The 25607-nt window shown below is 72.2% G+C and carries 25 protein-coding genes and 1 pseudogene; 9 read left to right on the top strand and 17 right to left on the bottom strand.

The genetic code is table 11. The features are described from left to right. Window positions 1–15: 15 nt before the first annotated feature. From ACGFNH_RS15600 to ACGFNH_RS15610, 3 genes are all read left to right on the top strand, one after another. Window positions 16–1239 (top strand): MFS transporter, encoded by a 1224-nt coding sequence (locus tag ACGFNH_RS15600; protein ID WP_393653854.1) that lies wholly within the window; start codon window positions 16–18, stop codon window positions 1237–1239. 10 nt (window positions 1240–1249) lie between these two features. Then, complete coding sequence (locus ACGFNH_RS15605) at window positions 1250–2071, top strand: maleylpyruvate isomerase family mycothiol-dependent enzyme (RefSeq protein WP_393653856.1); 822 nt, start codon at window positions 1250–1252, stop codon at window positions 2069–2071. A 134-nt stretch (window positions 2072–2205) separates the two neighbouring features. Beyond that, window positions 2206–2700, top strand: a complete 495-nt coding sequence (locus tag ACGFNH_RS15610) for a DUF4442 domain-containing protein (RefSeq protein WP_393653858.1) — start codon at window positions 2206–2208, stop codon at window positions 2698–2700. A gap of 389 nt (window positions 2701–3089) precedes the next feature. Here ACGFNH_RS15610 and ACGFNH_RS15615 read toward each other — a convergent pair whose 3' ends face one another. The 3 genes from ACGFNH_RS15615 to ACGFNH_RS15625 all read right to left on the bottom strand — a co-directional run bounded on the left by ACGFNH_RS15615 (window position 3090) and on the right by ACGFNH_RS15625 (window position 5819). After that, window positions 3090–3755: a response regulator gene (locus ACGFNH_RS15615; protein WP_393653860.1), complete on the bottom strand. Its 666-nt coding sequence runs from the start codon at window positions 3753–3755 to the stop codon at window positions 3090–3092. Next, on the bottom strand, window positions 3752–5014 hold the full coding sequence (locus tag ACGFNH_RS15620; RefSeq protein ID WP_393653862.1) for a sensor histidine kinase: 1263 nt from the start codon (window positions 5012–5014) through the stop codon (window positions 3752–3754). The genes ACGFNH_RS15615 and ACGFNH_RS15620 overlap by 4 nt, the downstream gene beginning before the upstream one ends. 112 nt (window positions 5015–5126) lie before the next feature. Continuing rightward, window positions 5127–5819: a TetR/AcrR family transcriptional regulator gene (locus ACGFNH_RS15625; protein ID WP_393653864.1), complete on the bottom strand. Its 693-nt coding sequence runs from the start codon at window positions 5817–5819 to the stop codon at window positions 5127–5129. A 141-nt stretch (window positions 5820–5960) separates the two neighbouring features. Between ACGFNH_RS15625 and ACGFNH_RS15630 the strand changes: the two genes are divergently transcribed. Then, complete coding sequence (locus tag ACGFNH_RS15630) at window positions 5961–6428, top strand: nitroreductase family deazaflavin-dependent oxidoreductase (protein WP_393653866.1); 468 nt, start codon at window positions 5961–5963, stop codon at window positions 6426–6428. 77 nt (window positions 6429–6505) lie between these two features. Then, entirely contained in the window at window positions 6506–6871 is a 366-nt protein-coding gene (locus tag ACGFNH_RS15635) for a hypothetical protein (protein WP_393653868.1), read from the top strand. A 137-nt stretch (window positions 6872–7008) separates the two neighbouring features. On the opposite strand, the gene ACGFNH_RS15640 is transcribed toward ACGFNH_RS15635, so the two are convergent. Then, window positions 7009–8220, bottom strand: a complete 1212-nt coding sequence (locus ACGFNH_RS15640; RefSeq protein WP_393653870.1) for a geranylgeranyl reductase family protein — start codon at window positions 8218–8220, stop codon at window positions 7009–7011. A gap of 247 nt (window positions 8221–8467) precedes the next feature. Here ACGFNH_RS15640 and ACGFNH_RS15645 point away from each other — a divergent pair, with 247 nt between their 5' ends. Beyond that, window positions 8468–9841, top strand: coding sequence for a dipeptidase (locus ACGFNH_RS15645; RefSeq protein WP_393653872.1), 1374 nt, complete (start codon window positions 8468–8470; stop codon window positions 9839–9841). A gap of 52 nt (window positions 9842–9893) precedes the next feature. Here the strand turns inward: ACGFNH_RS15645 and ACGFNH_RS15650 are convergent, their stop codons facing one another. The 3 genes and pseudogenes from ACGFNH_RS15650 to ACGFNH_RS15660 all read right to left on the bottom strand — a co-directional run bounded on the left by ACGFNH_RS15650 (window position 9894) and on the right by ACGFNH_RS15660 (window position 12641). Continuing rightward, window positions 9894–10928, bottom strand: a complete 1035-nt coding sequence (locus ACGFNH_RS15650) for an NUDIX domain-containing protein (RefSeq protein WP_393653874.1) — start codon at window positions 10926–10928, stop codon at window positions 9894–9896. A gap of 97 nt (window positions 10929–11025) precedes the next feature. Then, window positions 11026–11679, bottom strand: a pseudogene (locus tag ACGFNH_RS15655) (carbohydrate ABC transporter permease); the annotation flags it as partial. Further along, a complete protein-coding gene (locus tag ACGFNH_RS15660; protein ID WP_393653876.1) occupies window positions 11649–12641 on the bottom strand; it encodes an ROK family protein in 993 nt (330 codons plus the stop codon). The gene ACGFNH_RS15660 and the pseudogene ACGFNH_RS15655, both read right to left, overlap by 31 nt. A gap of 139 nt (window positions 12642–12780) precedes the next feature. On the opposite strand from ACGFNH_RS15660, the gene ACGFNH_RS15665 reads away from it, so the two are divergent. After that, window positions 12781–13827, top strand: a complete 1047-nt coding sequence (locus tag ACGFNH_RS15665) for a LacI family DNA-binding transcriptional regulator (protein WP_393653878.1) — start codon at window positions 12781–12783, stop codon at window positions 13825–13827. Window positions 13828–13982: 155 nt separating this feature from the next. Here ACGFNH_RS15665 and ACGFNH_RS15670 read toward each other — a convergent pair whose 3' ends face one another. The 6 genes from ACGFNH_RS15670 to ACGFNH_RS15695 all read right to left on the bottom strand — a co-directional run bounded on the left by ACGFNH_RS15670 (window position 13983) and on the right by ACGFNH_RS15695 (window position 20961). Next, window positions 13983–16091, bottom strand: coding sequence for a serine/threonine-protein kinase (locus ACGFNH_RS15670; protein ID WP_393653880.1), 2109 nt, complete (start codon window positions 16089–16091; stop codon window positions 13983–13985). 151 nt (window positions 16092–16242) lie between these two features. Continuing rightward, window positions 16243–17547 (bottom strand): DUF6986 family protein, encoded by a 1305-nt coding sequence (locus tag ACGFNH_RS15675; protein WP_393653882.1) that lies wholly within the window; start codon window positions 17545–17547, stop codon window positions 16243–16245. 182 nt (window positions 17548–17729) lie between these two features. Then, window positions 17730–18692, bottom strand: coding sequence for an electron transfer flavoprotein subunit alpha/FixB family protein (locus tag ACGFNH_RS15680; protein ID WP_393653884.1), 963 nt, complete (start codon window positions 18690–18692; stop codon window positions 17730–17732). A gap of 63 nt (window positions 18693–18755) precedes the next feature. Next, a complete protein-coding gene (locus ACGFNH_RS15685) occupies window positions 18756–19541 on the bottom strand; it encodes an electron transfer flavoprotein subunit beta/FixA family protein (RefSeq protein WP_393653886.1) in 786 nt (261 codons plus the stop codon). 245 nt (window positions 19542–19786) lie between these two features. After that, window positions 19787–20308: a flavin reductase family protein gene (locus ACGFNH_RS15690; protein ID WP_393653887.1), complete on the bottom strand. Its 522-nt coding sequence runs from the start codon at window positions 20306–20308 to the stop codon at window positions 19787–19789. A gap of 227 nt (window positions 20309–20535) precedes the next feature. After that, window positions 20536–20961 carry a thioredoxin family protein gene (locus ACGFNH_RS15695; RefSeq protein WP_393653889.1) on the bottom strand — a complete coding sequence of 142 codons (426 nt, stop codon included), beginning with the start codon at window positions 20959–20961 and terminating at the stop codon, window positions 20536–20538. Between the two features lie 76 nt (window positions 20962–21037). On the opposite strand from ACGFNH_RS15695, the gene ACGFNH_RS15700 reads away from it, so the two are divergent. Together ACGFNH_RS15700 and ACGFNH_RS15705 are read left to right on the top strand one after the other, a co-directional pair. Continuing rightward, complete coding sequence (locus ACGFNH_RS15700) at window positions 21038–21475, top strand: DUF4395 domain-containing protein (protein ID WP_393653891.1); 438 nt, start codon at window positions 21038–21040, stop codon at window positions 21473–21475. 188 nt (window positions 21476–21663) lie between these two features. Beyond that, window positions 21664–22392, top strand: coding sequence for a lysophospholipid acyltransferase family protein (locus tag ACGFNH_RS15705; RefSeq protein WP_393653893.1), 729 nt, complete (start codon window positions 21664–21666; stop codon window positions 22390–22392). Window positions 22393–22416: 24 nt separating this feature from the next. Here ACGFNH_RS15705 and ACGFNH_RS15710 read toward each other — a convergent pair whose 3' ends face one another. The 4 genes from ACGFNH_RS15710 to ACGFNH_RS15725 all read right to left on the bottom strand — a co-directional run bounded on the left by ACGFNH_RS15710 (window position 22417) and on the right by ACGFNH_RS15725 (window position 25602). Further along, complete coding sequence (locus ACGFNH_RS15710) at window positions 22417–23109, bottom strand: B3/4 domain-containing protein (protein WP_393653895.1); 693 nt, start codon at window positions 23107–23109, stop codon at window positions 22417–22419. Window positions 23110–23128: 19 nt separating this feature from the next. After that, window positions 23129–23707, bottom strand: coding sequence for a transglutaminase family protein (locus tag ACGFNH_RS15715; protein ID WP_393653897.1), 579 nt, complete (start codon window positions 23705–23707; stop codon window positions 23129–23131). Window positions 23708–23779: 72 nt separating this feature from the next. Continuing rightward, window positions 23780–24868, bottom strand: coding sequence for a threonine aldolase family protein (locus ACGFNH_RS15720; protein WP_393653899.1), 1089 nt, complete (start codon window positions 24866–24868; stop codon window positions 23780–23782). Beyond that, the gene (locus ACGFNH_RS15725) at window positions 24847–25602 is read right to left on the bottom strand and encodes an SDR family NAD(P)-dependent oxidoreductase (RefSeq protein ID WP_393654473.1); all 756 of its coding nucleotides are present in this window, start codon (window positions 25600–25602) and stop codon (window positions 24847–24849) included. Before ACGFNH_RS15725 ends, ACGFNH_RS15720 begins: the two co-directional genes overlap by 22 nt. Between the last annotated feature and the right edge of the window lie 5 nt (window positions 25603–25607).

The following is a 25607-nucleotide window of genomic DNA, read 5'->3' on the forward strand; positions in this document are numbered from 1 at the left end:
CCCTATTCTGGCTTTGTGCCGATCCTAAACAAAATACGGACGGCCTTTCCCGGAGCGCGGCGCGACAGTACCGCGGATCCCGTTCCGGCCCGGCTCCGTACCGCCCTGACCGCCTTCTTCGCCCTCGACGGCTTCCTGTTCGCCGGCTGGGTTGTCCGCATCCCGGCGATCAAGGCGCAGACCGGCGCCTCCACGGGCGATCTCGGACTCGCACTGCTTGGCGTGTCGGCAGGTGCGGTGGCGACCATGACGGTCACCGGCCGGCTGTGCGGCCGGTTCGGCAGCCACCGCGTCACCGTCGTCACCGGCGCGCTGCTCTCCCTGAGCATCGCGCTGCCCCCGCTGACCGGTTCCGCTCTCGCCCTCGGCCTCGCCCTGCTCGTCTTCGGCACCGCGTACGGCGCGATCAACGTCGCCATGAACAGCGCGGCCGTCGACCTCGTCGCCGCGCTGCGACGCCCCGTCATGCCCAGCTTCCACGCCGCGTTCAGCCTCGGCGGCATGCTCGGCGCGGGGCTGGGCGGCCTGGTCGCCGGCTCCCTCTCCCCCACCCGGCATCTGCTGCTCCTCGCCGTCATCGGGCTGGCGCTCACCGCCGTCGCGGGACGGACGCTCCTGGCGCATCGGCATCCGCATCCGGACCCCGGCCCGTCGTCGGCGACACCCGTGGCGCCAACGCGCCTTGCGGGCCGTATGCGTTGGATCGTCGCCGTCTTCGGCCTGATCGCGCTGTGCACGGCGTACGGCGAGGGCGCCCTCGCCGACTGGGGCGCCCTCCACCTCCAGCAGGACCTCGGCGCGCACCCCGGGATCGCCGCCGCGGGCTACTCCGTCTTCGCCCTGATGATGACCGTCGGACGGCTGACGGGCACGGCGCTGCTCGAACGCCTGGGACAGACGCGCGTCCTGGTCGCCGGCGGCGCCACCGCCGCGGCCGGGATGCTGCTCGGCGCGCTGGCGCCCTCGATCTGGGCGACCCTCGCCGGCTTCGCCGTCACCGGCCTCGGCCTGGCCAACATCTTCCCCGTCGCCATCGGCCGGGCCGGCGCCCTGGCAGGCCCGAGCGGTGTGGCCACGGCGTCCACGCTCGGCTACGGCGGCATGCTGCTCGGCCCGCCCGCCATCGGCTTCCTCGCCGACTGGCTGTCCCTGCCCGTCGCCCTCACCACGGTCGGGCTGCTCGCGGGCGCCGCCGCTTGCATCGCCCACGCCACCCGCAATGCCGGAACCCGCGGATAGCATCCCTCGCATGGAAACGGCCGAACTGATCGAATCGTTGCGCTCGGAAGGCTCGTTGCTCGCGGACGCCGCCGAACGGGCGGGCAGCGAAGCGGAGGTCCCCACGTGCCCGGAGTGGCGCGTACGGGATCTGGTGCGGCACACCGGGACGGTGCACCGGTGGGCGACGGCCTTCGTCGCCGAGGGACTCGACCGGCCACGGCGCGCCGCTTCGCCGCCCGACCTGGACGGCGCCGAGCTGCTGGAGTGGTTCCGCGAGGGCCATGCACGTCTGGTGGACGCCCTGCTCGCCGCACCGGACGACCTCAAGTGCTGGGCGTTTCTGCCCGCGCCGTCACCGCTCGCCTTCTGGGCGCGACGGCAGGCGCACGAGACCACCGTGCACCGGGTGGACGCCGAGGCCGCCCTCGGTGGCCCGGGTGCGCTCGCGCAGCCCTGGGACCGGCTCACGCCGATCGGCCCCGCGTTCGCGCTCGACGGGATCGACGAGTTGCTCTCGGGGTTCCACGCGCGCGAGCGCAGCGCGGTCCGCAGCGCCACACCACGCACCCTGAGGGTCAGGACCACGGATGCGGAGGACGCGAGCGAGGCGGCGGATGCGAAGGGCGCGACGGGCGCCTGGACCGTACGGATCTCCGGCGATCCGTTGCGGGCGGATCGGGCGGCGGACGGCGAGGAGCGGGCCGAGGCCGCGGACTGCGAGATCGCCGGGCCGGCGGCTCGTGTCTACCTCGCCCTGTGGAACAGGCTGCCCCTGGAAAGTCTCGAGGTCGCGGGAGACGCGGAAGTGGCACGGCTGTGGCGGGAGACATCGGCCATCACCTTCGGCTGAGGAGGGCACGGCGAGGACAGGGCAGGGACACGGCGAGGGCAGGGCCGAGGGGCGCAGTACGGCCGCAGCAGGGCCGCAGCAGGGCCGGGAGCAGCGTATTACCGGTGAGTAACATTCCGTGCTAGCGTGACCGTATGCCTCGTCGTCAGACCCCCGCGTCGCTCCGCCGCACCATCAACTGCTGGCCGCCCTACCTCTTCTCGGGGGTACGGGTGCTGGAGATCGCGGACGACTGGAGCAGTGCCCGAGTCCGGCTCCGGCTGAGCTGGTTCAACCGCAACTACGTCGGCACGCACTTCGGCGGCTCGCTGTTCGCGATGAGCGACCCGTTCTGGATGTTGCTCACCATGAAGAGCCTCGGCCGGGACTACGTGGTGTGGGACAAGGTCGGCGAGATCGAGTTCCTCGCGCCGGGGCGCGGCGATGTGTTCGCCGAGTTCACGGTGACCGAGGAGCGGCTGGAGGAGATCCGCCGGGAGACGGCCGACGGAGGCAAGGCACTTCCCTGGTTCACCTGCGACATCGTGGGCGAGGACGGCACCGTCGTGGCGCGCGTGCGCAAGCAGCTCCATGTGCGGCGCAAGCAGCCCCGGCAACCGGAGACGGCGCCGGAGACGGCGAAGAGCTAGAGCCCGGAACCACCCGGACCACCCGCTACGGCCTTCCGCGCCAGGGCGGGCGCCCCCTCTCGTAATACGGCGGCACGGTCGCGACGCCTCGGTCGCAGCGGCCCGGTCGGGGCGGCCCGGACGGGGCGGCCCGGACGCGGCGTCGCGGTCCCAGCGCGCCCGGACGCGGCGGCTACGAGGGTCGGTGACCGGCCGTCACCGATTGCGGCAGGGCCCGGTCGCGGCGCAACGACCGGCCGCCGCGCTGCCGTCCGGAGCAGCCCGCCCGTATCGCGTCCCGGCTCATCGGCGCACGGGCGGAGAGGTCGCCTCGCCTGAGGAATGGCCCTGGCCGGTGTTCACATCGCTCCACGCGGCCTACGCCCGCAGGCCTCGGGGAGACGGGCCGTTCAGCCGAGCCAGCCCGGGCGCACCAGCCCCGACTCGTAGGCGAGGACCACGAGTTGGGCGCGGTCACGGGCGTTGAGTTTGACCATCGCACGGCTGACGTGGGTCTTGGCGGTCAGCGGGCTGACCACCAGCCGGCGGGCGATCTCCTCGTTCGACAGGCCGATGCCCACCAGCGCCATGACCTCCCGTTCGCGCTCGGTCAGTTCGCCGAGGCCCGCGGCGGCCGCGGGTTCCTTGGACCGGGCGGCGAACTCGGCGATCAGACGGCGCGTGACCCCCGGCGACAGCAGGGCGTCGCCGTCGACCACGGCGCGTACGGCGCGCAGCAGCTCGTCCGGTTCGGTGTCCTTCACCAGGAAGCCCGAGGCGCCGGAGCGGATGGCCTCGAAGACGTACTCGTCCAGCTCGAAGGTGGTGAGCATGACCACCTTGACCCTCTCCAGGTCCGGGTCCGCGGTGATCGCACGCGTCGCCGCCAGGCCGTCCTGGTGCGGCATCCGGATGTCCATCAGCACGACGTCCGGGCGGAGTTCGCGGACCAGGGCCAGCGCCTGGTCGCCGTCCGCCGCCTCCGCGGCGACCTCGATGTCGGGCTGCGCGTCCAGCAGCGCACGGAAGCCGGCGCGGACCAGCACCTGGTCGTCGGCGAGCAGTACGCGGATCACGGCGCCTCCTTGTCCGGGGCCCGGCCGGGGGCCTCGGACACCGTAGCCGGAGAGGTGAAGGGGATCCGGGCCAGTACGCGGAATCCACCGTCCGGGCGGGGACCCGTTTCGACATTGCCGCCCAGCGCAGCGACCCGTTCACGCATGCCGACCAAGCCCCTTCCCCCGCCGCTCTCGCCGGCGCCACGGGACTCGCCGCTGTGCGCCGCCGGTCCCGCGTCGTCGATCGCGACCTCCAACTCCCCCACGCCGTAGCGCAGAAGGACCTCGGCCGTACGGGACGAGGAGTGCCGCACGATGTTGGTCAGGGCCTCCTGGACGATGCGGAAGGCGGCGAGGTCGGCTCCGGCCGGCAGTGCGGCGCGCTCCCCCTCGACCCTCACCTCCACCGTGAGGCCCGCGCCGGACGCCTGGTCCGTCAACTCGCCCAGCCGGTCGAGGCCGGGCGCGGGCGAGCGGGGCGCCTCGCCCGGCGTGCGCAGGGTGTCGAGGACCTGCCGGACCTCCCCGAGCGCCTCCTTGCTCGCGGTCTTGATGGTGGTGAGCGCGGTGCGCGCCTGTTCGGGGTCCTGGTCGAGGAGCGCCAGGCCGACTCCCGCCTGGACGTTGATGACCGAGATGGAGTGGGCGAGCACGTCGTGGAGTTCGCGGGCGATCCTCAGCCGCTCCTCGTCGGCCTGCCGCCGCGCCGCGTCCTCGCGCTCGGCGCGCTCGCGGACCATCTGCTCGATGCGCACCCGGGCCAGTTCGGAGGCGGCGATGATGGCCACCACCCAGGCGGCGACACCGAGTTCCTGGAACCAGGGAGGTGAGGTGTCGTCCGCCGGGGGCAGCCAGTGGAAGAACCAGAACGCCACGAGCACATGGGCCACCCAGAGCATGACCACGGCCGACCAGGCGGCCCAGCGGTGGCCGGTGACGATGGCGGCGAAGCAGGCGACGGCGACGCTGATGAAGACCGGGCCGTACGGGTACCCGGCGGCGAAGTAGACGATGGCCACGGCTGACGCGCCGAAGACGACGACCCGTGGATACCGGTAGCGCAGGATCAGCAGGGCGGGACCGACGAGGAGCAGGACGCGGGCGAAGACGTCCAGGGACGCGCGGCCGGACTGGTCCTGTGCGGCGAAGTTCGTCCCGACGCTCTGGATGACAGCCACCACGAGGGAGGACATCCAGACCGGACGCCGGGAGTCGAGCGCACCCAGCCACCGCTGCCACGCCCGTCCGGCCGGAAACGCGTCCCTCACCTCTGTCATATCGCAACGCTAGACCGGGCCGCGTCCCTCACGCGTCCGCCGGGCGGGGTGGCCGCCACTACTCCCGGCGTAGTAGCCCCTGCCGTCGCCGCCGTGCTGCGGCACGGGGCTGTCAGAGGCCGACGGAGTGGGCGAGGCGGGTGACGGCGCGGTCGAAGAAGGCGTCGCGCGCCTCGATCATGCCGTCGAACCGGCCGAAGACCTCGAAGCCGATGAGGCCGAAGAGTTCGGCCCAGACCGCGGCGGCTTCCACGACGACGGGGGCGGGCAGCCCGGCACCGATCCGGTCGCGGATCCGCTCGCCGTCCCGCACCAGCTCCTCGGGGGCGGGCGGGGGCTCCGGCACGGGAAAGACACCGTCGGCGCGGGCGTCGGCGATGACGGCGATCAGGGCGCGGCCCACGCGGGACGCGGGTCCGACGGTGGCTTCGGGCGCCGAGTAGCCGGGTACCGGAGAGCCGAAGACCAGGGCGTACTCGTGCGGATGCGCGAGGGCCCAGTCGCGTACGGCGCGGCAGACCATCACACAGCGGTCGGCGGGAGCGGCCGGTAGCGAGGCCGCGAGGGCCTGTTCGGCGGCCTCGCCCACGGCGTCGAACGCATCGATGATCAGCGCGGTCAGCAAGGCGTCGCGGCTGGGGAAGTAGCGGTAGAGCGCCGACGAGACCATGCCGAGTTCGCGGGCGACGGCCCGCAGGGACAGTTTGGCCGCCCCTTCGGCGACGAGCTGCCGTCGCGCCTCGTCCTTGATGGCCGCGGTCACCTCTGCGCGGGCGCGCTCCCTGGCTCCCCTGATGGCGGTCATGTCGGCCAGTGTGCCACCGCTCCGGAGCGGCGGCCAACAACGAGAGCAGTGCTCTTGCCCGAGATCCGGGCCGGGGTGTACCACTGTTCTTGAGCGAGAGCAGTGCTCACAGAGTGCTCACACACACCGAGGAGACTTCCGATGTCCGAGCACGTCAAGAAGCCCGGCTGGTTCACCGTCCACGTCGTCAACCGCGCCGTCGCCTGGCTCACCCGCCGCGGGGTCAGCGTGTGGGGCTCTCGCGTGCTGGCCGTGCGGGGGCGCAAGAGCGGGGAGTGGCGCCGTACGCCGGTCAATCTGCTCATCGTCGACGGACAGCCGTATCTGGTCGCGCCCCGCGGCCACGTCCAGTGGACCCACAACATGCGTGCCGCGGGCGGCGGCGAACTCCATCTCGGCACGGCCGTCGAGGAGTTCACGGCCGCCGAGGTCCCGGACGACGAGAAGGCCCCGCTGCTTCGCGCCTATCTGCGGCGCTGGAAGGCGGAGGTCGGCGCCTTCTTCAACGGCGTGGGGCCCGACTCCTCAGACGAGGAGCTGCGCCGGATCGCCCCCGACCACCCCGTCTTCCGTGTCACCGTGGCGGCCGTCCGGAAGTCCCGGACCTGACGAGCCCTGTCATGCGGCGTGATCAAGCGAACGGGCCGATCACCGCACGGAGGACACGACACGGGCAGGAGCGTCGGATGCCAACCGCTGAAGAGGTACGGGACCTACTGGCTCCGTCTCTCATGGGAAGGCTGGACAGCTACGGTACGGAGCTGGATGTCACCGCCTTCGAAGTGGTCGAGCGCGGCCGCTCCTTCACCGCCGTCCTCGATGTCTCGGTCCTCGGGGAACGGTGGCGAGTCCGGCTTCCTTACGGGGCGGCCGAGATGGCCGTCTTCGACGGTCGGCCGGCGGACGATCTCGTGGCCTGGGTCGCTGTGCTCATCCGCACCCATCTCGACGAGTGGTGGGCGACCAAGCGCACGTCGGGGCGATCGCGGAAACTCGGCGAGCGCCTGCCGGCGGATCAGACGCACGACGAGCACGGTCCGGGCAGGAGCTGAACTCCAAGAACCCGTAGGGCCGGCCGCAGGAAGTGGCCCATCCCGGCGAGGACCGGTCCGTCACCTCGAACCGGTCCGTCCACCTCGAACCGGTCCGTCAGGGTCGGGAGCGGTCCGTCACGGTCGGGAGCGGTCCCTCACCTCTCCGAACGATCCATCGCCGTCAGCGCCCGCCGCGCCAGCCCGCTCGTCCGGACGATCTCCGCCAGCGACGTCTGGCCGCGTGTGATCTCCGCGAAGACATGCCACGCCGGCCGCAGGCTCGTGATCGCCGCGTGCACCAGACCGGGGCGGCGCTCGAAGACCTTCAGCATCCGCCGCCCCACACCCATCTCGACGCCGAGGCCCGCCTTGATGGCGTACGCGTAGTTGAGCGCCAGACGGCGGGCGTCCACCGCGTCCTGCGCCTCGGCGATCCGCACCGCCCACTCCCCCGCGAGCCGCCCGGAGCGCAGCGCGAACGAGATGCCCTCCCGGGTCCAGGGCTCCAGCAGTCCGGCCGCGTCCCCGCACACCAGCACCCGGCCGCGGGACAGCGGCGAGTCATCGGCCCGGCAGCGGGTCAGGTGCCCCGACGAGATGCTCGGTTCGAACCCGGCCAGGCCCAGCCGCGCGATGAACGTCTCCAGATAGCGCTTGGTGCCCGCGCCGTCGCCGCGGGCCGCGATCACCCCGACCGTCAGGGTGTCCCCCTTGGGGAACACCCAGCCGTAACTCCCGGGGATCGGGCCCCAGTCGATGAGCACCCGCCCCGCCCAGTCCTCCGCGACCGTCGGCGGAACCGGGATCTCGGCCTCCAGCCCGAGGTCCACCTGGTCGAGCTTCACCCCGACATGGGCTCCTATCCGGCTGGCGCTGCCGTCGGCACCGACCACCGCGCGCGCCAGCACGGTCTCCCCGTCCCCGAGCACCACGGCTACCGTGCGCCGGTCGGGCACCGCGGGACCGTGCTGCTCGACGCGGGAGACGGTGGCGCCCGTACGCACCTGCGCGCCGACGTCCAGCGCCGCGTCGACCAGGCGCTGATCGAACTCGGGCCGGTTGATCAGTCCGAAGAGCATGAACCTGGACCGGCGGGTGCGCGTGAGGCGGCCGTCCATGGAGAAGGTGACGGCGTGCACCCGGTCGCGCAGCGGGAGTTCGAAGCCGGGCGGCAGGGAGTCGCGCGAGGGGCCGATGATGCCGCCGCCGCACGTCTTGTACCGGGGCAGCTCCGCCTTCTCCAGCAACAGGACCCGGCGTCCGGCGACGGCGGCGGCATAGGCCGCCGATGCCCCCGCGGGACCGGCGCCGATCACCACCACGTCCCAGACCGGCTCGCTTTCCTGTCCCGCGTTCTCGCTGCTCACCTGTGCTTCCGCTCCCGCTCGGCCTTGGTCCGCATGCCGGAGACCCGTGGCTCCGGCGCTCGCCTGGCATCCTACGGCTCATGGTCATGTCCGGCCCCTGTGGGATGATCGGCAGCACGGACGCCGTACGAAACCCGCCCGGCGGACGCGCGTAGCGCAAGCCCCGTGCACGGCCTCGGACCGCCGTGCGCACGCGTCATCCGCACCCGACGCCCACCTCTGTCCCGCACCCACAAGGAGCGTGCCCATGGAACCGACCGCGCTGCCCGCACTGGCCGAAAGCATCGCCTCGCTGATGCCTCGCGCGAGGACGGAACTGGCCGAGCTGGTCGCGTTCCGTTCGGTCGCCGATCCGGCACAGTTCCCGAAGAGCGAGTGCGAGGCGGCCGCGAGCTGGGTCGCCGAGGCGCTGCGCACCGAGGGCTTCCAGGACGTGGCCCTGCTGGACACCCCGGACGGCACCCAGTCCGTCTACGGCCACCTCCCCGGCCCCCAGGGCGCCCCGACCGTTCTGCTCTACGCGCACTACGACGTGCAGCCTCCGCTGGACGAAAACGCCTGGCACTCCCCGCCGTTCACCCTCACCGAGCGGGATGGACGGTGGTACGGCCGCGGCGCCGCCGACTGCAAGGGCGGCCTGATCATGCACCTCACGGCGCTGCGCGCACTCAAGGAGCGCGGCGGCGTTCCCGTCAACGTGAAGGTGATTGCCGAGGGTTCGGAGGAGCAGGGCACCGGCGGGCTCGAGCGGTACGCCGAGGCTCACCCCGAACTGCTGGCCGCCGACACCATCGTCATCGGCGACACGGGCAACTTCCGCGTCGGTCTGCCGACCGTCACGGCCACCCTGCGCGGCATGACGCTCGTCCGCCTCCAGGTCGACACCCTCGAAGGCAACCTGCACTCGGGCCAGTTCGGCGGCGCGGCCCCGGACGCGCTCGCCGCGCTGATCCGCATCCTCGATTCGCTGCGGGCCGAGGACGGTTCGACGACGGTCGACGGGCTCACCTCGGACGCCGGCTGGGAGGGCCTGCAGTACCCGGAGGAGGACTTCCGCAGGGACGCCAAGGTCCTCGACGGCGTCGAACTGACCGGCTCCGGTACGGTCGCCGACCGCATCTGGGCGCGCCCCGCCGTCACCGTCCTCGGCATCGACTGCCCGCCGGTCGTCGGCGCCACACCCTCCGTGCAGGCCTCCGCCCGCGCCCTGGTCAGCCTGCGCGTGCCGCCGGGCACGGATGCCGGCGACGCCGCGAAGCTGCTCTCCGCGCACCTGGAGTCGCGGGCCCCGTGGGGTGCCCGGGTCACGGTCGACGAGGCCGGCCAGGGCCAGCCGTTCCGTGCCGACACCTCCAGCCCCGCGTACACGGCGATGGCGGAGGCGATGCGTGCCGCCTACCCGGGCGAGGAGATGCAGACCGCAGGCCAGGGCGGCTCGATCCCGCTGTGCAACACCCTCGCGTCGCTGTACCCGGAGGCCGAGATCCTGCTGATCGGGCTGAGCGAGCCGGACGCGCAGATCCACGCGGTCAACGAGAGCGTGTCCCCCGAGGAGTTGGAGCGCCTTTCGCTCACCGAGGCGCTGTTTCTGCTCAACTACCGGGCTTCCGCGACCGGTTGAGCCCGGCCGAAGGGTGTTCCCGACGCGCGCCGCGCCGGGAACACCCGGGCGCTCATCCCACCGGGACCCCCGCCTCCAGGTTCAGGACGGTGGACCGCTCACGCGCCCGCAGTGCCCAGCGCAGCCGGTTGAACCGTACGGGCGGCAGCAGTTCCTCCGCCTCGCTCTCGCTCACGAAGCGGGCGGCGCGCAGTTCCGAACAGGGCAGCAGCAGCCGGTCGGAGGCACTGTCGAGGGTGCCTCCGTCGAAGAGCAGCCGCAGACCGCCGAACGCGGGCGGTACGGGCGGCTCCCAGTCGACGACCAGCAGGGCCGGTACCCGGTCGAGTTCTATCCCTATCTCCTCGGCGACCTCCCGTATCCCGGCCCTGGCGGGCGCCTCTCCGGGTTCGACCACGCCTCCGGGGAATTCCCAGCCGGGTTTGTAAGTGGGGTCCACCAGCAGCACCCGGTCCTGCTCGTCGAAGAGCAGGACCCCGGCGGCCAGGGTCTCGCCGGTGGGTTCCGGGGTCTGGACGATCTCGCATGCCCCGGCGGCCCCGGTCCGTACGACCTCGGCGACGTGTTCGGCGGTCTGCCGCGGGGTGAGCGCGCTGGTGTCGACCATGTGGGCGTCCTTCTCCAGCCAGGAGAGCGCCGAACGGTACGGGGCGATGTGGTCCAGCGCCCACTGACGTATGCGCGCGCTGTGCCCCGGATCGTCCTCGAACTCCTCGCGCCCGGCGATCCGTTGGCGCAGGATCGTTTCGTCAGGTGACAACAGCACATGCCGTACGGGAATCCGGCGAGCGGCCAGCCCCCCGAAGATCTCGTCGCGGTAGTCCTGCCGCAGCAGGGTCATGGGAACGACCAGCGTGCCGCCGAGGTCGGCCAGCATCGCCGCCGCCGTGTCCACCACGAGGCGCCGCCAGATGGGCAGGTCCTGAAAGTCGCCCACTTCGTTCAGCCGCTTCTGCGGAAGCAGATATTGCAGAGTCCCGCCGGTCACCTCCGGGTCGTACAACGTGCTGCCCGGTATCAGATCGGTCAGTTCCCGGGCCGCGCTGGTCTTCCCCGCACTGAACGCACCGTTCAGCCAGACGATCACGGTTCCCCCTCTTCCGTAGCCCCCAGTGGACTGCCCGCTACACCTTGCCACGGAAACCGGCCGTGGCAAGGTCGGCGAATGGCCACTCGGCTTGCGGTCAGCCCTTGTTGGCGCCGAGCGTCAGTCCGGCGATGAAATGCCGCTGAAGGAGGAGGAATACCAGGATGGTGGGCAGGGCGACGATCACCGAACCCGCCGCCAGCAGGGTGTAGTCGGTGAAGAACTGACCCCTGAGGTTGTTGAGCGCCGAAGTGACCGGCAGTTTCTGGCCGTCGGAGACGAAGACCAGCGCCCAGAGGAAGTCGTTGTACATCCAGGTGAACTGAAGCGTCCCGAGGGCCGCGAGCGCCGGGCGGCACAGCGGCAGGGTGATGCGCCAGTACTGCGTCCACACCCCGGCGCCGTCCACCCGCGCCGCCTCCAGGATCTCCTGCGGCAGTGCGCATGAAGTTGGCCAGGACGAAGACGCAGAACCCCATCTGGAAGCCGACCTGAGCGGCGATCACGGCCCAGTACGAGTCTGTACAGCGTCATCGACTCGGACATCCAGTACGGCAGCGGGATCCGGTTGAAGGCGACACACAGCGGCGTGACGATGACCTGCTGGGGCAGCAGGTTGCCGGCCGTGAAGAGCATCAGCAGCACGATGCCGCCGCGCCACCGCGAAGGCCACGAAGGAGGCCAGGAAGAGGGCGAGCAGCACGCCGGGGACCGCGATGATCAGGGAGTTGACGAAGTACGTGCTCCCGCCGACACCCGCTCCCCGTCCGCCTCCTGCCGCGCGGCAACCTCCGGCCGCGCCGCGGCAGCCGCCCCGATCAGCCCCGCGTCCGTCCCCGTCTGCGCCGGCACGACCTCCAGCCCGCCCACGAACGACAACGTCGCGTACTCCCGCAGAGCCTTCCGCAGCGGAGCGAACAGCACCTCACCCGCCGCCGCGACACCGCCCCCGACCACCGCGACCTCGATCTCCACGAGCGTCGCGGTCGCGGCGATCCCGGCCGCCAGCGCCTGGGCCGCCCGCTCGAAGGAGGCGCGGGCGACCAGGTCCCCCGCGCTCGCCGCCTGCGCCACCGCCGCGGCCGTGGCGTCACCGTCCGGGCCCGGCCGCCAGCCGCCCTCCAGCGCGCGGCGCGCGATGTTCGGCCCGCTCGCTATGCGCTCCACGCACCCCCGCGCCCCGCACGGGCACGGGTCGCCGTCGAGGTCCACGCTGATGTGGCCGATGTGCCCGGCGTTCCCGGTCGGGCCCGGGTGGAGCCGGTTGTCGAGGATGAGCCCGCCGCCGACGCCGGTCGACACCACCATGCACAGCGCGTTGGCGCGGCCACGGGCCGCGCCCTGCCAGTGCTCCGCGGCCGTCATGGCGACTCCGTCACCCACAAGGGTCACCGGCAGGTCGCCGGTTGCCGCCCGTACGCGCTCGACCAGCGGATAGTCCCTCCACCCCGGCACGTTCACCGGCCGGACCGTCCCGGCGGAGGCGTCGACGGGGCCCGCGCTGCCGATGCCGACGGCAGTCACCCCGGCCCAGCGCGCGTCGGCCGCCAGGTCGGCGAGCACGGCCGCCACGGCACCCATCACGGTCTCGCCGTCCTCACGCGCCGGAGTCGGCCGCTGAGCCCGTACGAGGAGCCGTCCCTCACCGTCGACCAGCGCCCCGGCGATCTTGGTACCGCCGATGTCGAGGGCGGCGACGAGGTCGTTCTGCATCGGTGTCGTATCTCCTGGTGGGCAGCGTTTCCGGCAGTTCGGTCTCAGGTTCCGGCGGTTCAGTCTCACCGCTTTTGACAACGTTGTCCAGGCCCTATGCTCATAGCGCAACCGCCCCTGGACGAAGAGGAACGCGCACGTGTCGGACACCGCCCCTCGCACCAAGCGCCGCTACGGCACCAGGCCGACCATGAAGGACGTCGCCGCACGCGCGGGCGTCGGTCTGAAGACGGTGTCGCGGGTGGTGAACAGCGAGCCCGGCGTCACACCCGACACCGTCCGCCGCGTGCAGGAATCCATCGACGCCCTCGGCTTCCGGCGCAACGACAGCGCCCGCGTGCTGCGCAAGGGCCGCACGGCGAGCATCGGTCTGGTCCTGGAGGACCTCGCCGACCCGTTCTACGGTCCGATGAGCCGTGCTGTGGAGGAGACCGCGCGGGCGCACGGCGCCCTGCTGATCCACGGCTCCAGCGCCGAGGACGCCGGGCGCGAGCAGGAACTCGTCCTGGCGCTGTGCGCCCGCCGGGTCGACGGCCTGGTGATCGTCCCGGCCAGCGACGACCACCGCTATCTGGAGCCGGAGATCGCCGCGGGTGTGGCCACGGTGTTCGTGGACCGCCCGGCGGGCCGGATCGAGGCCGACGCGGTCCTCACGGACAGCTTCACCGGCGCGCGCGACGGCGTCGCGCACCTCATAGCCCACGGCCACCGCAGGATCGGCTTCATCGGCGACCAGCCCCGGATCCACACCGCCTCCGAGCGGCACCGCGGCTACCTCGCCGCCATGGCGGAGGCCGACCTCCCCGTCGACGCGTCCTGGGTGGCGCTCGGCTCCACGGAACCGGAGCGCGTACGGTCGGCGACCGTGGCGATGCTGCAGGGTCCGCAGCCGGTCACCGCGCTTTTCTGCGGGAACAACCGCGTGACGGTCACCGCCGTACGTGTCCTCAACGGGTGGCTGCGACCGGTCGCCCTGGTCGGCTTCGACGACTTCGAGCTGGCCGATCTGCTCTCCCCCGCGGTCACCGTGATCGCCCAGGATTCCGCCCAGTTGGGACGTACGGCCGCCGAGCAGCTCTTCCGCAGGCTCGAAGGCGGGGTGGCGGAGGAGCCCATGAGCTTCCTGCTGCCGACGCGGCTGATTCCGCGCGGATCCGGCGAACTGCCGCCTGCGGAAGCCGTCTGAGGGACTCGCGAGACATACGCCCACGCAGCAGACGACGACCCCCGAGGCACCAGCGACGGCACCGCCGCCCGAGGCGCCCTCGGCGCCCGCTCTCGGGGCGGCCGCGACGCACAATCGTCGAGGCCTCCTCCCTCGCACCCTCCCAGGCCCGCGCATCAGCAGTCGGGGAGGCCGGGGAGCGGCTCGTCGTTGTCCCCGCCCTTGATGTAGACGGCGCTGACGAAGACGCCCGCGTTGCCGCTGTCGTCGTCGGTCTTGGCCCACCAGACGTTGGTCCACTGACCGGAGGTCTCGCGGCGTCCCTGCTGCTGGCAGTAGAAGTAGTTGGTGCCCGCGTTCAGCACCCCGCGCTCGTGGCCCGCCGCGTCATAGGACTTGGCGGTGCGCCAGACCTGGCAGTTGTATTTGCCGGCGCCGATGTCGCGGCACACGGGTGCCGGGGCGGGGTCCTCGCCGCCTCCGCTCGTGCCGGTGCCTCCGGTGGAACCGTTCCCACCGGCCGACGTGGATCCTGCGTCGCCCGAACCGCCCCCGGTCGTAGCGCCGTCGGCGTCCGAGCCTCCGTTCTCGCTCCCGGAGGAGGAACCACCGGTGGACTTGCCGTCGTCCCCGCCGCCCGCGGGTTTGCCGTCCGAGGACTCGGGCGTCCGGTCCTCCGCTGCCGCGGAGTCCGACCGCTCTGCCTTCTCCCCCGCGGACTGGCCCTGGTCATCGGCGTGTTCGCCCGGTTCGCGGGTGGAGGACGACGCGGCGTCGGCCGCGACCGTGTCCGATGCCCCGCGGCCGTTCATCACGACGGCGGCGGTGGCTACGGCACCGGCCAGGAGCACGACCGCCGCGACCGCGGCCACGACGGTACGGCGACGGCGGCGCCCCTCGCCCGGCCCGTGAGGGCCCTCGGCCACCAACGACCCGTCGTCACTGGCACCCAACGGGTCGTGGGCCGCGGGTGCAGCGGCGGAAGCCGCAGGCACCACCGATCCGGACGGCACAGGCGCCAAGGATGGCCCGGACGGCACGGGCGGCACGGACGGCACGGGCGGCACGGACGGCACGGACTGCGCCGACTCCGGTCGCACCGACGGCACTGACGGCACTGACGGCGCGCCGAACTCGGGTGCCGGGCCCAGGCCTTGAGGCGGCTCGGCCGATCCAGCGGGAGCACTGGCCGCCGCCGGTCCGCCGGACCCCGCCGGTGCGGCAGCCCCGCCCGGCGCGGCCGCACCCGCAGATGCCGAAGCCCCCGCCGGGGCCGGCCCCTCTTCGGGCGGCCCGGCTGCCGGTGCGGGAGTACCCGCGGTAGCACCGGCCCCGCCGCCGACCCCGCGACCGTCCGGCACCGGAGCCCGCGGCACCGGCCCACCGAGGTTGGTCGTCGCGGAGTCGCGCGCCCCGCTCTCGTACGGCCGTCCAGCCGCCACGGCCTCCAGCAGCTCACGGGCCCGCTGCGCGTCCGGCCGCAACTGCGGGTTTTTGTCCATGAGTTCGCGCAGCACCGGTGCCAGCGGTCCGGCGTTCCGCGGCTCCGGCAGCGGCTCGACGACGATCGCCGTGAGCGTGGACCAGGTGGACGTACGGCGGAAGGGCGAGGAGCCCTCCACCGCCGCGTACAGCGTGGCACCGAGCGACCAAACGTCGGACGCCGGGCCGGGGAGCTGTCCCTGCGCCCGCTCGGGCGGCAGGTAGTCCAGGGAGCCGACGATGTCGCCGCTCTGCGTCAGCCGTGTCGAGGCGTCGTCCCCGGGATCGTCCATCGTGGCGATGCCGAAGTCGGTGAGGACGACGCGGCCTCCGCCACCCAGGAGGACGTTGCCCGGCTTGACGTCACGGTGCAGAACTCCGGCCCGGTGGGCGGCGTCCAGCGCGTCCATGACCTTGGCGCCGATCGACGCGGCCTCCAGCGGGTCGAGGACGCCGCGCTCCCGCAGGACGTCGTCGAGCGAGGGCCCGTCGATGAGTTCCATGACGATGAGCGGCCGCCCCTCGTCCTCCGCGATGTCGTGGATCGCGATGACACCGGGGTGCTTGATACGGGCCGCCGCACGCGCCTCGCGCTGCATCCGCAGCCGCAGATCGGCGAGTTCGGACCCGGAGGAGTCGCTGTACGTGCGCAGTTCCTTGACCGCGACCTCGCGGCCGAGGGTCTCGTCCAGCGCGTGGCACACCACGCCCATCCCGCCGCGCCCGAGCTGCCGCACCACGCGATAGCGGCCCGCGAGCAGCCGTGCCGCCCCGGCGCCCTGTCCGTGCTCCCCCGTCGACACTGCTGCTCCGATGCTCGACCCCGGCCAGTTCCGGGGCCCAGCCTACGGGCCTGCCGGCGAATCGCGTCCGGTCTCGGCGCCATCGATGCACCCGTGCGCCCCCAACCCCGCCATGGCGCCCACGGGTTGGAACCGCGCGGCGACCCGGTCCTCAGTCCGTGACGGGCCGTCCCGCGAGGCGGTCCAGGTCGGCGCGACCGAGTCCGGTGAGCCCGGTGACCTCGTCGGTGTCCACCGCACCGCAGTCGAGGCCGCGCAGCAGGTAGCCGCTCAGGGCCTTGGCGGTGGCGGGCTCGTCCATCACGTCGCCGCCCGCCCGGTTCACATAGGCGGTGAGACGTGCCGCCGCCTGCTCCAGGCCCTCGCGGTAGAAGGCGTAGACGGCGGCGTAGCGGGTGGGCAGGTGCCCCGGGTGCATGTCCCAGCCCTGGTAATAGGCGCGCGCGAGGGAACGCCGGACCAGGCCGTGGTGCAGCCTCCAGGCATCGTGGACCTGCGAACTCGGCCCGACGGGAAGGATGTTGGTGGAGCCGTCGGAGAGCCGTACGCCCGTGCCGGCTGCCGCGACCTGCATCACGGCTTTCGCGTGGTCGGCGGCCGGATGGTCCATGGACTGGTACGCGGCGCTGACGCCGCAGGAGGCGCTGTAGTCGAACGTGCCGTAGTGCAGGCCCGTCGCACGCCCCTCGGCGGCGTCGATCATGCGGGCGACGGTGGCCCGGCCGTCGGGCCCGAGGATCGACTGGGTCGTCTCGATCTGGATCTCGAAGCCGATCCTGCCGGGTTCGAGGCCGCGTGCCTTCTCGAACTCCTCGCAGAGCCGCACCATCGCGCTGATCTGCTCGGCGTAGGTGACCTTGGGCAGGGTGAGGACGAGACCGCCGGGGAGTCCCCCGGCGTCCATGAGCCCGGTGAGGAAGATGTCGAGGGTGCGGATGCCGCGGTCGCGGACGGCGGCCTCCATGCACTTCATGCGGATGCCCATGTACGGGGCCGCGGTGCCGGTTTCGTACGCCTCGGCCACCAGGCGGGCGGCCCGGGCCGCGGCGGCGTCCTCCTCGGCGTCGGGCCGCGGGCCGTAGCCGTCCTCGAAGTCGATGCGCAGGTCCTCGACGGGTTCGCGTTCCAGCTTCGCGCGCACGCGGGCGTGGACGGGCCCGGCGAGGCGGTCGTCCAGCCCCAGGACGGCGGCGAAGGAGGCGGCGTCGGGGGCGTGCTCGTCGAGGGCGGCGAGGGCCTGGTCGCCCCAGGAGCGGATGGTGCCGGCGGCGAAGGCGTCGGCGGGGATGTAGACGGTGTGCACGGGCTGACGGGTGCCGGGGTCGCCCGGGAAACGGCGGGCGAGGTCCGCGTCGACGGCGGCCAGCGACGCGCCGATCCGCTCGTGCACCGCGCCGGTGAGGCTGGTGGCCGCAGCCGCGTCCTGCCCTGAGCGAACGGTCTCGTCCTGCCCCATGCGACAACCCTCCATGGTCCGCTGCACGCCGATCAACAGGTCAATCAACAGCTAAATCAACAATCTGTTGAATGACGCTATCCGCGGGTCGGCTCGCAGGTCAACACCACTCTGCACACGTGAGGCCCCCGTACGCACGGTGTACGGGGGCCTCACGGCGGAACGGCCTCGCGGCCGGGAAGTCAGCCCTTGCGGGTCTTGACCTCCTCGGTGAGCTGCGGGACGACCTGGAAGAGGTCGCCGACCACGCCGTAGTCGACCAGGTCGAAGATCGGGGCCTCGGCGTCCTTGTTGATGGCCACGATGGTCTTCGAGGTCTGCATACCGGCCCGGTGCTGGATCGCACCGGAGATGCCCGCCGCGATGTACAGCTGCGGCGAGACGGACTTACCGGTCTGACCGACCTGGTGGGTGTGCGGGTACCAGCCGGCGTCGACGGCGGCGCGGGAGGCACCGACGGCGGCACCGAGACTGTCGGCCAGCGCCTCGATCAGCGGGAAGTTCTCGGCGCCGTTCAGACCGCGGCCACCGGAGACCACGATCGCGGCCTCGGTCAGCTCCGGGCGGCCGGTCGACTCACGCGGGGTGCGGGAGACGACCTTGGTGCCGGTGGACTTCTCGCCGATGGTGACGGCGAGCTGCTCGACGGTGCCGGCGGCCGGGGCGGCCTCGGGCGCGGCCGAGTTGGGCTTCACGGTGATCACCGGGGTGCCCTTGGTGACACGGGACTTGGTGGTGAAGGCGGCGGCGAACACCGACTGGGTGGCCACCGGGCCCTCACCGCCGGCCTCGATGTCGACGGCGTCGGTGATGATGCCGGAGCCGATGCGGACGGCCAGGCGCGCGGCGATCTCCTTGCCCTCCGGGGAGGACGGCACGAGCACGGCGGCCGGGGAGACGGCGTCGTACGCGGCCTGGAGCGCGTCGACCTTCGGCGCGACCAGGTAGTCGTTGAACTCCGGGGCGTCGGCGGCCAGGACCTTCACCGCGCCGTACTCGGCGAGGGTGGAGGCGGCGGCGTCGGCACCGGCGCCGAGGTGGACGGCGACGGGCTCGCCGATGCGGCGGGCCAGCGTCAGCAGTTCCAGGGTCGGCTTCTTGACGGTGCCGTCGACGTGGTCGACGTAGACGAGAACTTCAGCCATGGGATTGCTCTCCTGCGGTACGAAGGATCTGGGGCGGTTGGGGTGGTGGCCGAAGCTGAAGACTCAGATGAACTTCTGGCCAGCAAGGAACTCGGCCAGCTGCTTGCCGCCCTCGCCCTCGTCCTTGACGATCGTTCCGGCGGTACGCGCCGGGCGCTGCGTGGCGTCGTCGACCTTGGTCCAGGCGCCCTGGAGGCCGAGCTCGTCCGCCTCCAGGCCCAGGTCCGACAGGTCCAGGGACTCCACCGGCTTCTTCTTGGCGGCCATGATGCCCTTGAAGGAGGGGTAACGGGCCTCGCCCGACAGGTCGGTCACGGACACGACGGCCGGGAGGGACGCCTCCAGCTCCTCGGTCGCGGCGTCGCCGTCACGGCGGCCGGTGACCTTGCCGTCGGTCACGGACACCTCGGACAGCAGCGTCACCTGCGGCACGCCCAGGCGCTCGGAGAGGATCGCCGGGAGCACACCCATGGTGCCGTCGGTGGAGGCCATGCCGCAGATCACCAGGTCGTAGCCGATGTGCTCGATGGCCTTGGTGAGGACGAGCGAGGTGCCGAGCGCGTCCGTGCCGTGCAGGTCGTCGTCCTCGACGTGGACGGCCTTGTCGGCGCCCATCGAGAGGGCCTTGCGCAGCGCGTCGCGCGCGTCCTCGGGGCCGACGGTGAGCACGGTGATCTCCGCGTCGTCGGCGTCCCCGGCGATCTGAAGGGCCTGCTCGACCGCGTACTCGTCGAGCTCGGACAGCAGGCCGTCGACCGCTTCGCGGTCGGTGGTCAGGTCCTCGGCGAAGTGCCGGTCGCCGGTGGCGTCGGGCACGTACTTCACACAGACAACGATCCTCAAGCTCACGACCGGCTCTCCTACTGCATCGTCTAATTTCCGCGGGGTTCCCCACGTCAGGGCCAGGGGCCTGCCTTGTTGGCAGCATAGGCGCCTTTCGGGGCGTATCCCGGTTGGGGCGGCCCGCGCTCCGACCAGAAATATTACTCGTCAGTACAGTGTGCACTTGCCCCGTATTCAAGGCCGGTGAACTGTGACGTTGCCAACGCTGCGTAACCGGCGTACACCCGTCGCACGGCCTGCCGTCCCCAACGTCAGTCCCGCAGTCCCGTGAAGCGGCCATGGTGGTGGAGCAGCGGGCGCCCTGCGCCGTCCGGGTCACCGGAGACCACTTCCGCCAGGACGATCCTGTGATCGCCCGCCGGAATCCGGGTCACCACCCGGCACACCAGCCACGCAAGCACTCCGTCGAGGACGGGCACCCCGTGCGGTCCCGTCCGCCAGGCGGTGGGGGGCGCGAACCGGTCCGCGCCGCTGCGGGCGAAGGTGGCGGCGAGCTCCTGCTGATGCTCGCCCAGGACGTGGACCCCTATGTACCCGGCTTCGGCGATCACCGGCCAGCTCGACGAGCCGGTGCCGATACCGAACGAGATCAGCGGCGGCTCCGCGGCCACCGAGGTGAGTGAGGTCGCGGTGAATCCGACGGGCCGGGTGCCCTGCGCGGTGATCACGGAGACACCGGCGGCGTGGCGGCGGAAAGCGGAGCGCAGGAGGTCGGGGGTGGCGAGGTCGCGGTCGGCGATCGGGGACGTACCGAGATCGTGCGTGGCCGTCATGCAGTTGTCCTTCAGTCGTGGTCCGGGAGGGCGAGCGGAGGAGCGATGGCGCTCAGAGCCGACCCGGACAGCGCGCACTGGCGTGCCGCACGAGATCCACGTAGGACCGTCCGTAGAGAAAGACCAACTGCATCGCATCAGCGTGGCGATCCGCGAAGCGCCACGTCAAGCGGCCCGGTGGAGATGGGAGATCGGTCACGCCCGGGTGAGGCGGGCATGACGCGGAGTCAGCCGGCGGGTGCGACCGCCTCACCGACGGCGGCGATGACGTCCGCCTTGCGGGGCAGGCCCGCGGCGCGGCGGACGATCCGGCCGTCCGCGTCGAGCACGAGGACCGTCGGCGTGCGCAGGATGTGCAGCTCCCGTACGAGGTCCAGCTGCGCCTCGGCGTCGATCTCCACATGCGCGACGCCGTCCACCATGCCGGCCACGTCGGCGAGGATGCGCCGGGTCGCCCGGCAGGGCTGGCAGAACGCGCTGGAGAACTGCACCAGCGTCGCGCGCTCGCCCGGCCGCGCCCCCAGACGGTCCTCGCCGAGCCTCACTTCACCGTCGCGCCCGCGCACCTTCAGCCTCCCGCCGCGTCGCGTGTGCAGCAGGCCGTAGGCGCCCGCCGCCGCGAGCACCACCACGCACACCATGAGTCCGGTCATCGCCCTGCTCAGCGTTCACAGGATTGCAAGAATTCCCGTGGCCGCGGACGGGTTCCGCCGGGGCATGCTGGGCGGCATGAGTTCGAGTACCGAAGCAGCCCCGGCCGCGGAGATCGACGTGCGGGGACCCAGGTTCGGTGCGGCGGTGACAAGCGTGGTCCTGGCCGCCGCTCTCGCCACCGGCAGCCACTGGCTGCTGGAGTGGCAGGCACTGGCCTTCGCGGTGGGGGCGGCGGCCGGCGTGGCCCGCTCCCCCTACGGTCTGCTGTTCCGGTTGCTGGTGCGCCCGCGACTGGGGCCGCCGCAGGAGTCCGAGCACCCGGCACCGCCGCGCTTCGCACAGGCCGTCGGGCTGTTGTTCACCGTCGTCGCGCTCATCGGATACGGCGTGGGCCAGGAGTGGTTGGGCATGGCGGCCACGGCGTGCGCGCTCGCGGCCGCGTTCCTCAACGCCGTCTTCGGCTACTGCCTGGGATGCGAGATGTACCTTTTGCTGCGCAGGGCGACGAGCTGAGCAGGTGTCAGTGAAGGCCACGGGCCGTGCACGTCGGCGCGCTCGACGTGACGAGGATCTCCCGCGAAGGCGGCTCCGGGACTGGCCCGGGGCCGGACGATGGGGCACGATCGGCGAAAGCGGCGACCTACGGCCGCGTAACTTCGCCGGGAGAACCCTCCCCGGGCTGCGCAGAAGGGTCCCCCCACATGGCAGAACTCGTCTATCCGCCGGTCGTCGGCCTCGCCCGCACGATGTTCAAGGCGCTCGACCTGCGCTTCGACATCAAGGGCGCCGAGAACATTCCGCGGCGGGGCGGGGCGGTTCTGGTGAGCAATCACATCGGGTACCTGGATTTCGTCTTCTGCGGTCTGACGGCTCTGCCCGCCAAGCGCCTGGTGCGCTTCATGGCGAAGGAGTCCGTTTTCCGGCACCGCGTCTCGGGACCGCTGATGCGGGCGATGAAGCACATTCCGGTCGACCGGGCGCAGGGCGAGCACGCGTATGCGCACGCGGTGAAGGCGCTGCGTGCGGGCGAGATCGTCGGTGTGTTCCCGGAGGCGACCATCTCGCCGTCCTTCACGCTGAAGAACTTCAAGTCGGGTGCGGCCCGGATGGCGCAGGAGGCCGGCGTTCCGCTGCTGCCGATGGCGCTGTGGGGCACGCAGCGGCTGTGGACCAAGGGCCGTCCGCGCAACCTCGGCCGCAACCACATCCCCATCACGATGCGTGTGGGCGAGCCGATCACCGCGGACCCCTCCGAGACGGCGGTCAGCGTCACCGAGCGGTTGCGCATCGGAGTCCAGGAGCTGCTGGAGGCCTGCCAGCGCGCCTACCCCGTACGGCCCAAGGGCCCGGACGACACCTGGTGGATCCCGGCGCACCTCGGCGGCACCGCCCCGACTCCGGCGGAAGCCAAGCGCCTCGACCGTCGCTGACCACCCTGCCCACCCGGGCGCCGGCTACAGCACGTCGCGGATCTCGATCCGGGCGCCCGGGCAGGCCTTGGCGAGCGACTCGGCCAGTTCGGTCGCCGCGGCCCCGAGTTCGCCGACCGCCATCGGCTCCATTCCCTCCAGCAGGAAGAGGGCGTCGGACGTCTCCTCGGTGAGGCGGGTCCTGACCCCCTGGCGCCAATTCCAGCGGCGGCAGGTGACGCCCCGGTCGTCGCGCCAGACGACCTCTCCGGGATCGGGGTGCTCGACGACCGGCTCGCCGCCCGCCACGGTGTCGAACGGCTCGTCGCCCACGGCCCGTACGAGTCGCATGCCGCCCTGGATACGGGCGATGTCCTCGCCGCCCACCGGAATCAGGTGAGCGACGCTGATCGCGTTGTAGAGGTCCACCAGCCGGTTGATGCGCGGCAGTCCGCCGTCGGCGAGGGCCCGGCGGGCCAGCGCCTCCGCGGAGTTGCGGGTGCGGGAGGGCTTGGAGCCGAACGCGGTGTACGCCGCGCGCCAGGCGGCGATGTGCGGATGCTCGTGCGGAGCCCGGCCGTCGAGGCGCGCGGCGAGCCGCCGCGCGGCGGCGTCGAGCATCGCGGAACCGGCCTCGTCGCTGGACCCGTTGGTCAGCCCATGCGCCTCGACGGCGACGGGTGCGAAGCCGGGGGCGAGGGCCCGGACCTCGTCGGAGACGGTGAGGGCGAGAGTCATGTGCGGCCTTTCTCAGGCTTCAGAGGGCGGCGGGCAGCAGCCGCATGAGGTGCGTGCGGTCGCGGGCGCGCCGGAGCGCGTCCAGGACCGCGGGGTGCGCCGTGGCATGGACGGTCGGGTAGTCCGCCTCGCCGAGCAACGGGCGTACGGGCCAGGCGAGTTGCTCGCGGTCGAGGCTGAACCGGGCGTCGACACCGGGCTTGTTGCCCCGTGGATCCTGCCGGGCCCAGCGCGGGTGCCCCGGAAGCCGGATCGCCACGAGCCCGTGCACGACGTCGAGTTTCTGGTAGCAGAGCCCCGCCGGGACAGAGGCGGCGCGCAACAGGGCCACCAGGGCGTGGGACTTGGCATGACAGATGCCGGTGCGCAGCCGCAGGACGTCCGAGGCGCGCCAGGTGACGCGCGGGTCGCCGGCGTCGGCGGAGTGCGGGATCTCGTCCCGTACGAACGCGAAGGCCCGTCCGGCGTAGGCCTCGGGGTCCTGGCCCGCGGCGCCGAGACGGGCCACTGTCGCACGGACGGTGTCGTGGTCGTGGTCGATCACATCGTCCGCGGCGAGATACGCGGAGAGGTCGGGGACGTCCTGGATCGGCTCCATGGCATCCGGACCGTAGGCGGGCACCCGGGCGCGGGTCAATCGATTTACGCCCGGATGCATACCCATGCAGGATCAGGGCTGTGTTCCGCCCATCTCCTCCGCGAGGGCCTTCGCGAAGGAGTCCACATCGTCCTCCGTGGTGTCGAAGGCGCACATCCAGCGGACGAGCCCCGCCGCCTCGTCCCAGAAATAGAAGCGGTAGCGCTTCTGGAGGCGCTCGGAGACCTCGTTCGGCAGCTTGGCGAAGACCGCGTTGGACTGCACGGGATACACGATCTCGACGCCGTCCACGTCGCTCACTGCTTCGGCGAGGCGGCGGGCCATCGCGTTGGCGTGACGGGCGTTGCGGAGCCAGAGGTCACCGGCGAGCAGGGCCTCCAACTGCACCGAGACGAACCGCATCTTGGACGGCAACTGCATGGACAGCTTGCGTACGTGCTTCATCGCACGGGCGACGTCCGGGTTGATGACCACCACGGCCTCGCCGAACAGCATGCCGTTCTTCGTGCCGCCCAGCGAGAGAAGGTCCACACCCGCGGCGTTGGTGAAGGCGCGCATCGGGCGGTCCAGGGATGCCGACGCGTTGGCCAGCCGGGCCCCGTCGAGATGCACCAGCATGCCGTGCCGGTGGGCGTGCGCGCAGATCGCCCGGATCTCGTCCGTGGTGTAGACGGTGCCCAGCTCGGTGCTCTGGGTGATCGAGACCACCTGCGGCATCGCACGGTGCTCGTCCTCCCAGCCGAACGCCTCCCGGTCGATGAGCTCGGGCGTGAGCTTGCCGTCGGGGGTCGGCACGGGCAGCAGCTTGAGGCCACCCACGCGCTCGGGGGCCCCGCACTCGTCGGTGTGGATGTGGGCGGTGGCGGAGCAGATCACGGCACCCCAGCGGTCGGTGACCGACTGGAGGGCGACGACATTGGCGCCCGTACCGTTGAACACCGGGAAGGCCTCGGCGCTCGGGCCGAAGTGGCTGCGTATGACGCGCTGCAGATGCTCGGTGTACTGGTCCTCGCCGTACGCGATCTGGTGCCCGCCGTTGGCCAGCGCGAGCGCCTCCAGGATCTCGGGGTGCGCGCCCGCGTAGTTGTCGCTGGCGAATCCGCGCACCTCGGGATCATGGCGCCGCCGTGCGTCGGTGGTCACGGTTGCGGGGTCAGCCACAGGCGGTGTCCGTTCACTTCCTCGGCGGGCCGGTCCCAGACGCCGACGATGGCCTCGGCCAGGTCGTTCACGTCGGTGAAGCCCGCGAACTTCGCGTTGGGACGCTCGGCGCGCATCGCGTCGTGCACCAGCGCCTTCACCACCAGGATCGCAGCAGCGGCCTGCGGACCGCTCTCGCCCCCCTCCTTCTTGAAGGCGTCGGCGAGCGCGAGGGTCCAGGCCTCGGCGGCGGCCTTCGCCGCCGCGTAGGCCGCATTGCCGGCGGTGGGCTTGCCGGCACCGGCCGCGCTGATCAGGACGTAGCGCCCGCGGCCGCTGCGCCCCAGTGCGTCGTGGAAGGCGAGCGAGGTGTGCTGCACGGTCCTGATCAGCAGGTTGTGCAGGACCTCCCAGTCCGCGAGCGGGGCGTCCGCGAAGGTCTTGGAGCCGCGCCAGCCGCCGACGAGGTGGACCAGGCCGTCGACCCGGCCGAATTCCTTCTCGGTGCGGTCGGCCCACGCCCGGGTCGCCTCGGGGTCGAGCAGGTCCACGGTCTCGCCGGTGACGGTGGCGCCGCCGTGGGCGTAACGGGCGGCGTCCACGGCCTCCACGAGTCGCGCGGGGTCCGCGTCGGCGGCGACGACGGTCGCCCCCCGCTCGGCCAGGCGCATCAGCGTCGCCCGCCCGGCGGGCCCACCCGCGCCGGCCACCGCGACGACCGATCCGTCCAGGGCCCCCTTGCTCTTGCTCGTCATGCCTT

Origin of the sequence: Streptomyces sp. NPDC048639 (genome assembly GCF_043199075.1) — a bacterium.
Taxonomy (GTDB): domain Bacteria; phylum Actinomycetota; class Actinomycetes; order Streptomycetales; family Streptomycetaceae; genus Streptomyces.

Coding starts and splice junctions, on each gene's coding strand:
- ACGFNH_RS15605 (WP_393653856.1), top strand. CDS start 1,250: ATGGAAACGGCCGAACTGATCGAATCGTTGCGCTCGGAAGGCTCGTTG.
- ACGFNH_RS15705 (WP_393653893.1), top strand. CDS start 21,664: ATGGCAGAACTCGTCTATCCGCCGGTCGTCGGCCTCGCCCGCACGATG.
- ACGFNH_RS15645 (WP_393653872.1), top strand. CDS start 8,468: ATGGAACCGACCGCGCTGCCCGCACTGGCCGAAAGCATCGCCTCGCTG.
- ACGFNH_RS15610 (WP_393653858.1), top strand. CDS start 2,206: ATGCCTCGTCGTCAGACCCCCGCGTCGCTCCGCCGCACCATCAACTGC.
- ACGFNH_RS15630 (WP_393653866.1), top strand. CDS start 5,961: ATGTCCGAGCACGTCAAGAAGCCCGGCTGGTTCACCGTCCACGTCGTC.
- ACGFNH_RS15725 (WP_393654473.1), bottom strand. CDS start 25,602: ATGACGAGCAAGAGCAAGGGGGCCCTGGACGGATCGGTCGTCGCGGTG.
- ACGFNH_RS15625 (WP_393653864.1), bottom strand. CDS start 5,819: ATGACCGCCATCAGGGGAGCCAGGGAGCGCGCCCGCGCAGAGGTGACC.
- ACGFNH_RS15700 (WP_393653891.1), top strand. CDS start 21,038: ATGAGTTCGAGTACCGAAGCAGCCCCGGCCGCGGAGATCGACGTGCGG.
- ACGFNH_RS15695 (WP_393653889.1), bottom strand. CDS start 20,961: ATGACCGGACTCATGGTGTGCGTGGTGGTGCTCGCGGCGGCGGGCGCC.
- ACGFNH_RS15715 (WP_393653897.1), bottom strand. CDS start 23,707: ATGGAGCCGATCCAGGACGTCCCCGACCTCTCCGCGTATCTCGCCGCG.
- ACGFNH_RS15635 (WP_393653868.1), top strand. CDS start 6,506: ATGCCAACCGCTGAAGAGGTACGGGACCTACTGGCTCCGTCTCTCATG.
- ACGFNH_RS15680 (WP_393653884.1), bottom strand. CDS start 18,692: ATGGCTGAAGTTCTCGTCTACGTCGACCACGTCGACGGCACCGTCAAG.
- ACGFNH_RS15620 (WP_393653862.1), bottom strand. CDS start 5,014: ATGACAGAGGTGAGGGACGCGTTTCCGGCCGGACGGGCGTGGCAGCGG.
- ACGFNH_RS15690 (WP_393653887.1), bottom strand. CDS start 20,308: ATGACGGCCACGCACGATCTCGGTACGTCCCCGATCGCCGACCGCGAC.
- ACGFNH_RS15710 (WP_393653895.1), bottom strand. CDS start 23,109: ATGACTCTCGCCCTCACCGTCTCCGACGAGGTCCGGGCCCTCGCCCCC.
- ACGFNH_RS15675 (WP_393653882.1), bottom strand. CDS start 17,547: ATGGGGCAGGACGAGACCGTTCGCTCAGGGCAGGACGCGGCTGCGGCC.
- ACGFNH_RS15660 (WP_393653876.1), bottom strand. CDS start 12,641: ATGCAGAACGACCTCGTCGCCGCCCTCGACATCGGCGGTACCAAGATC.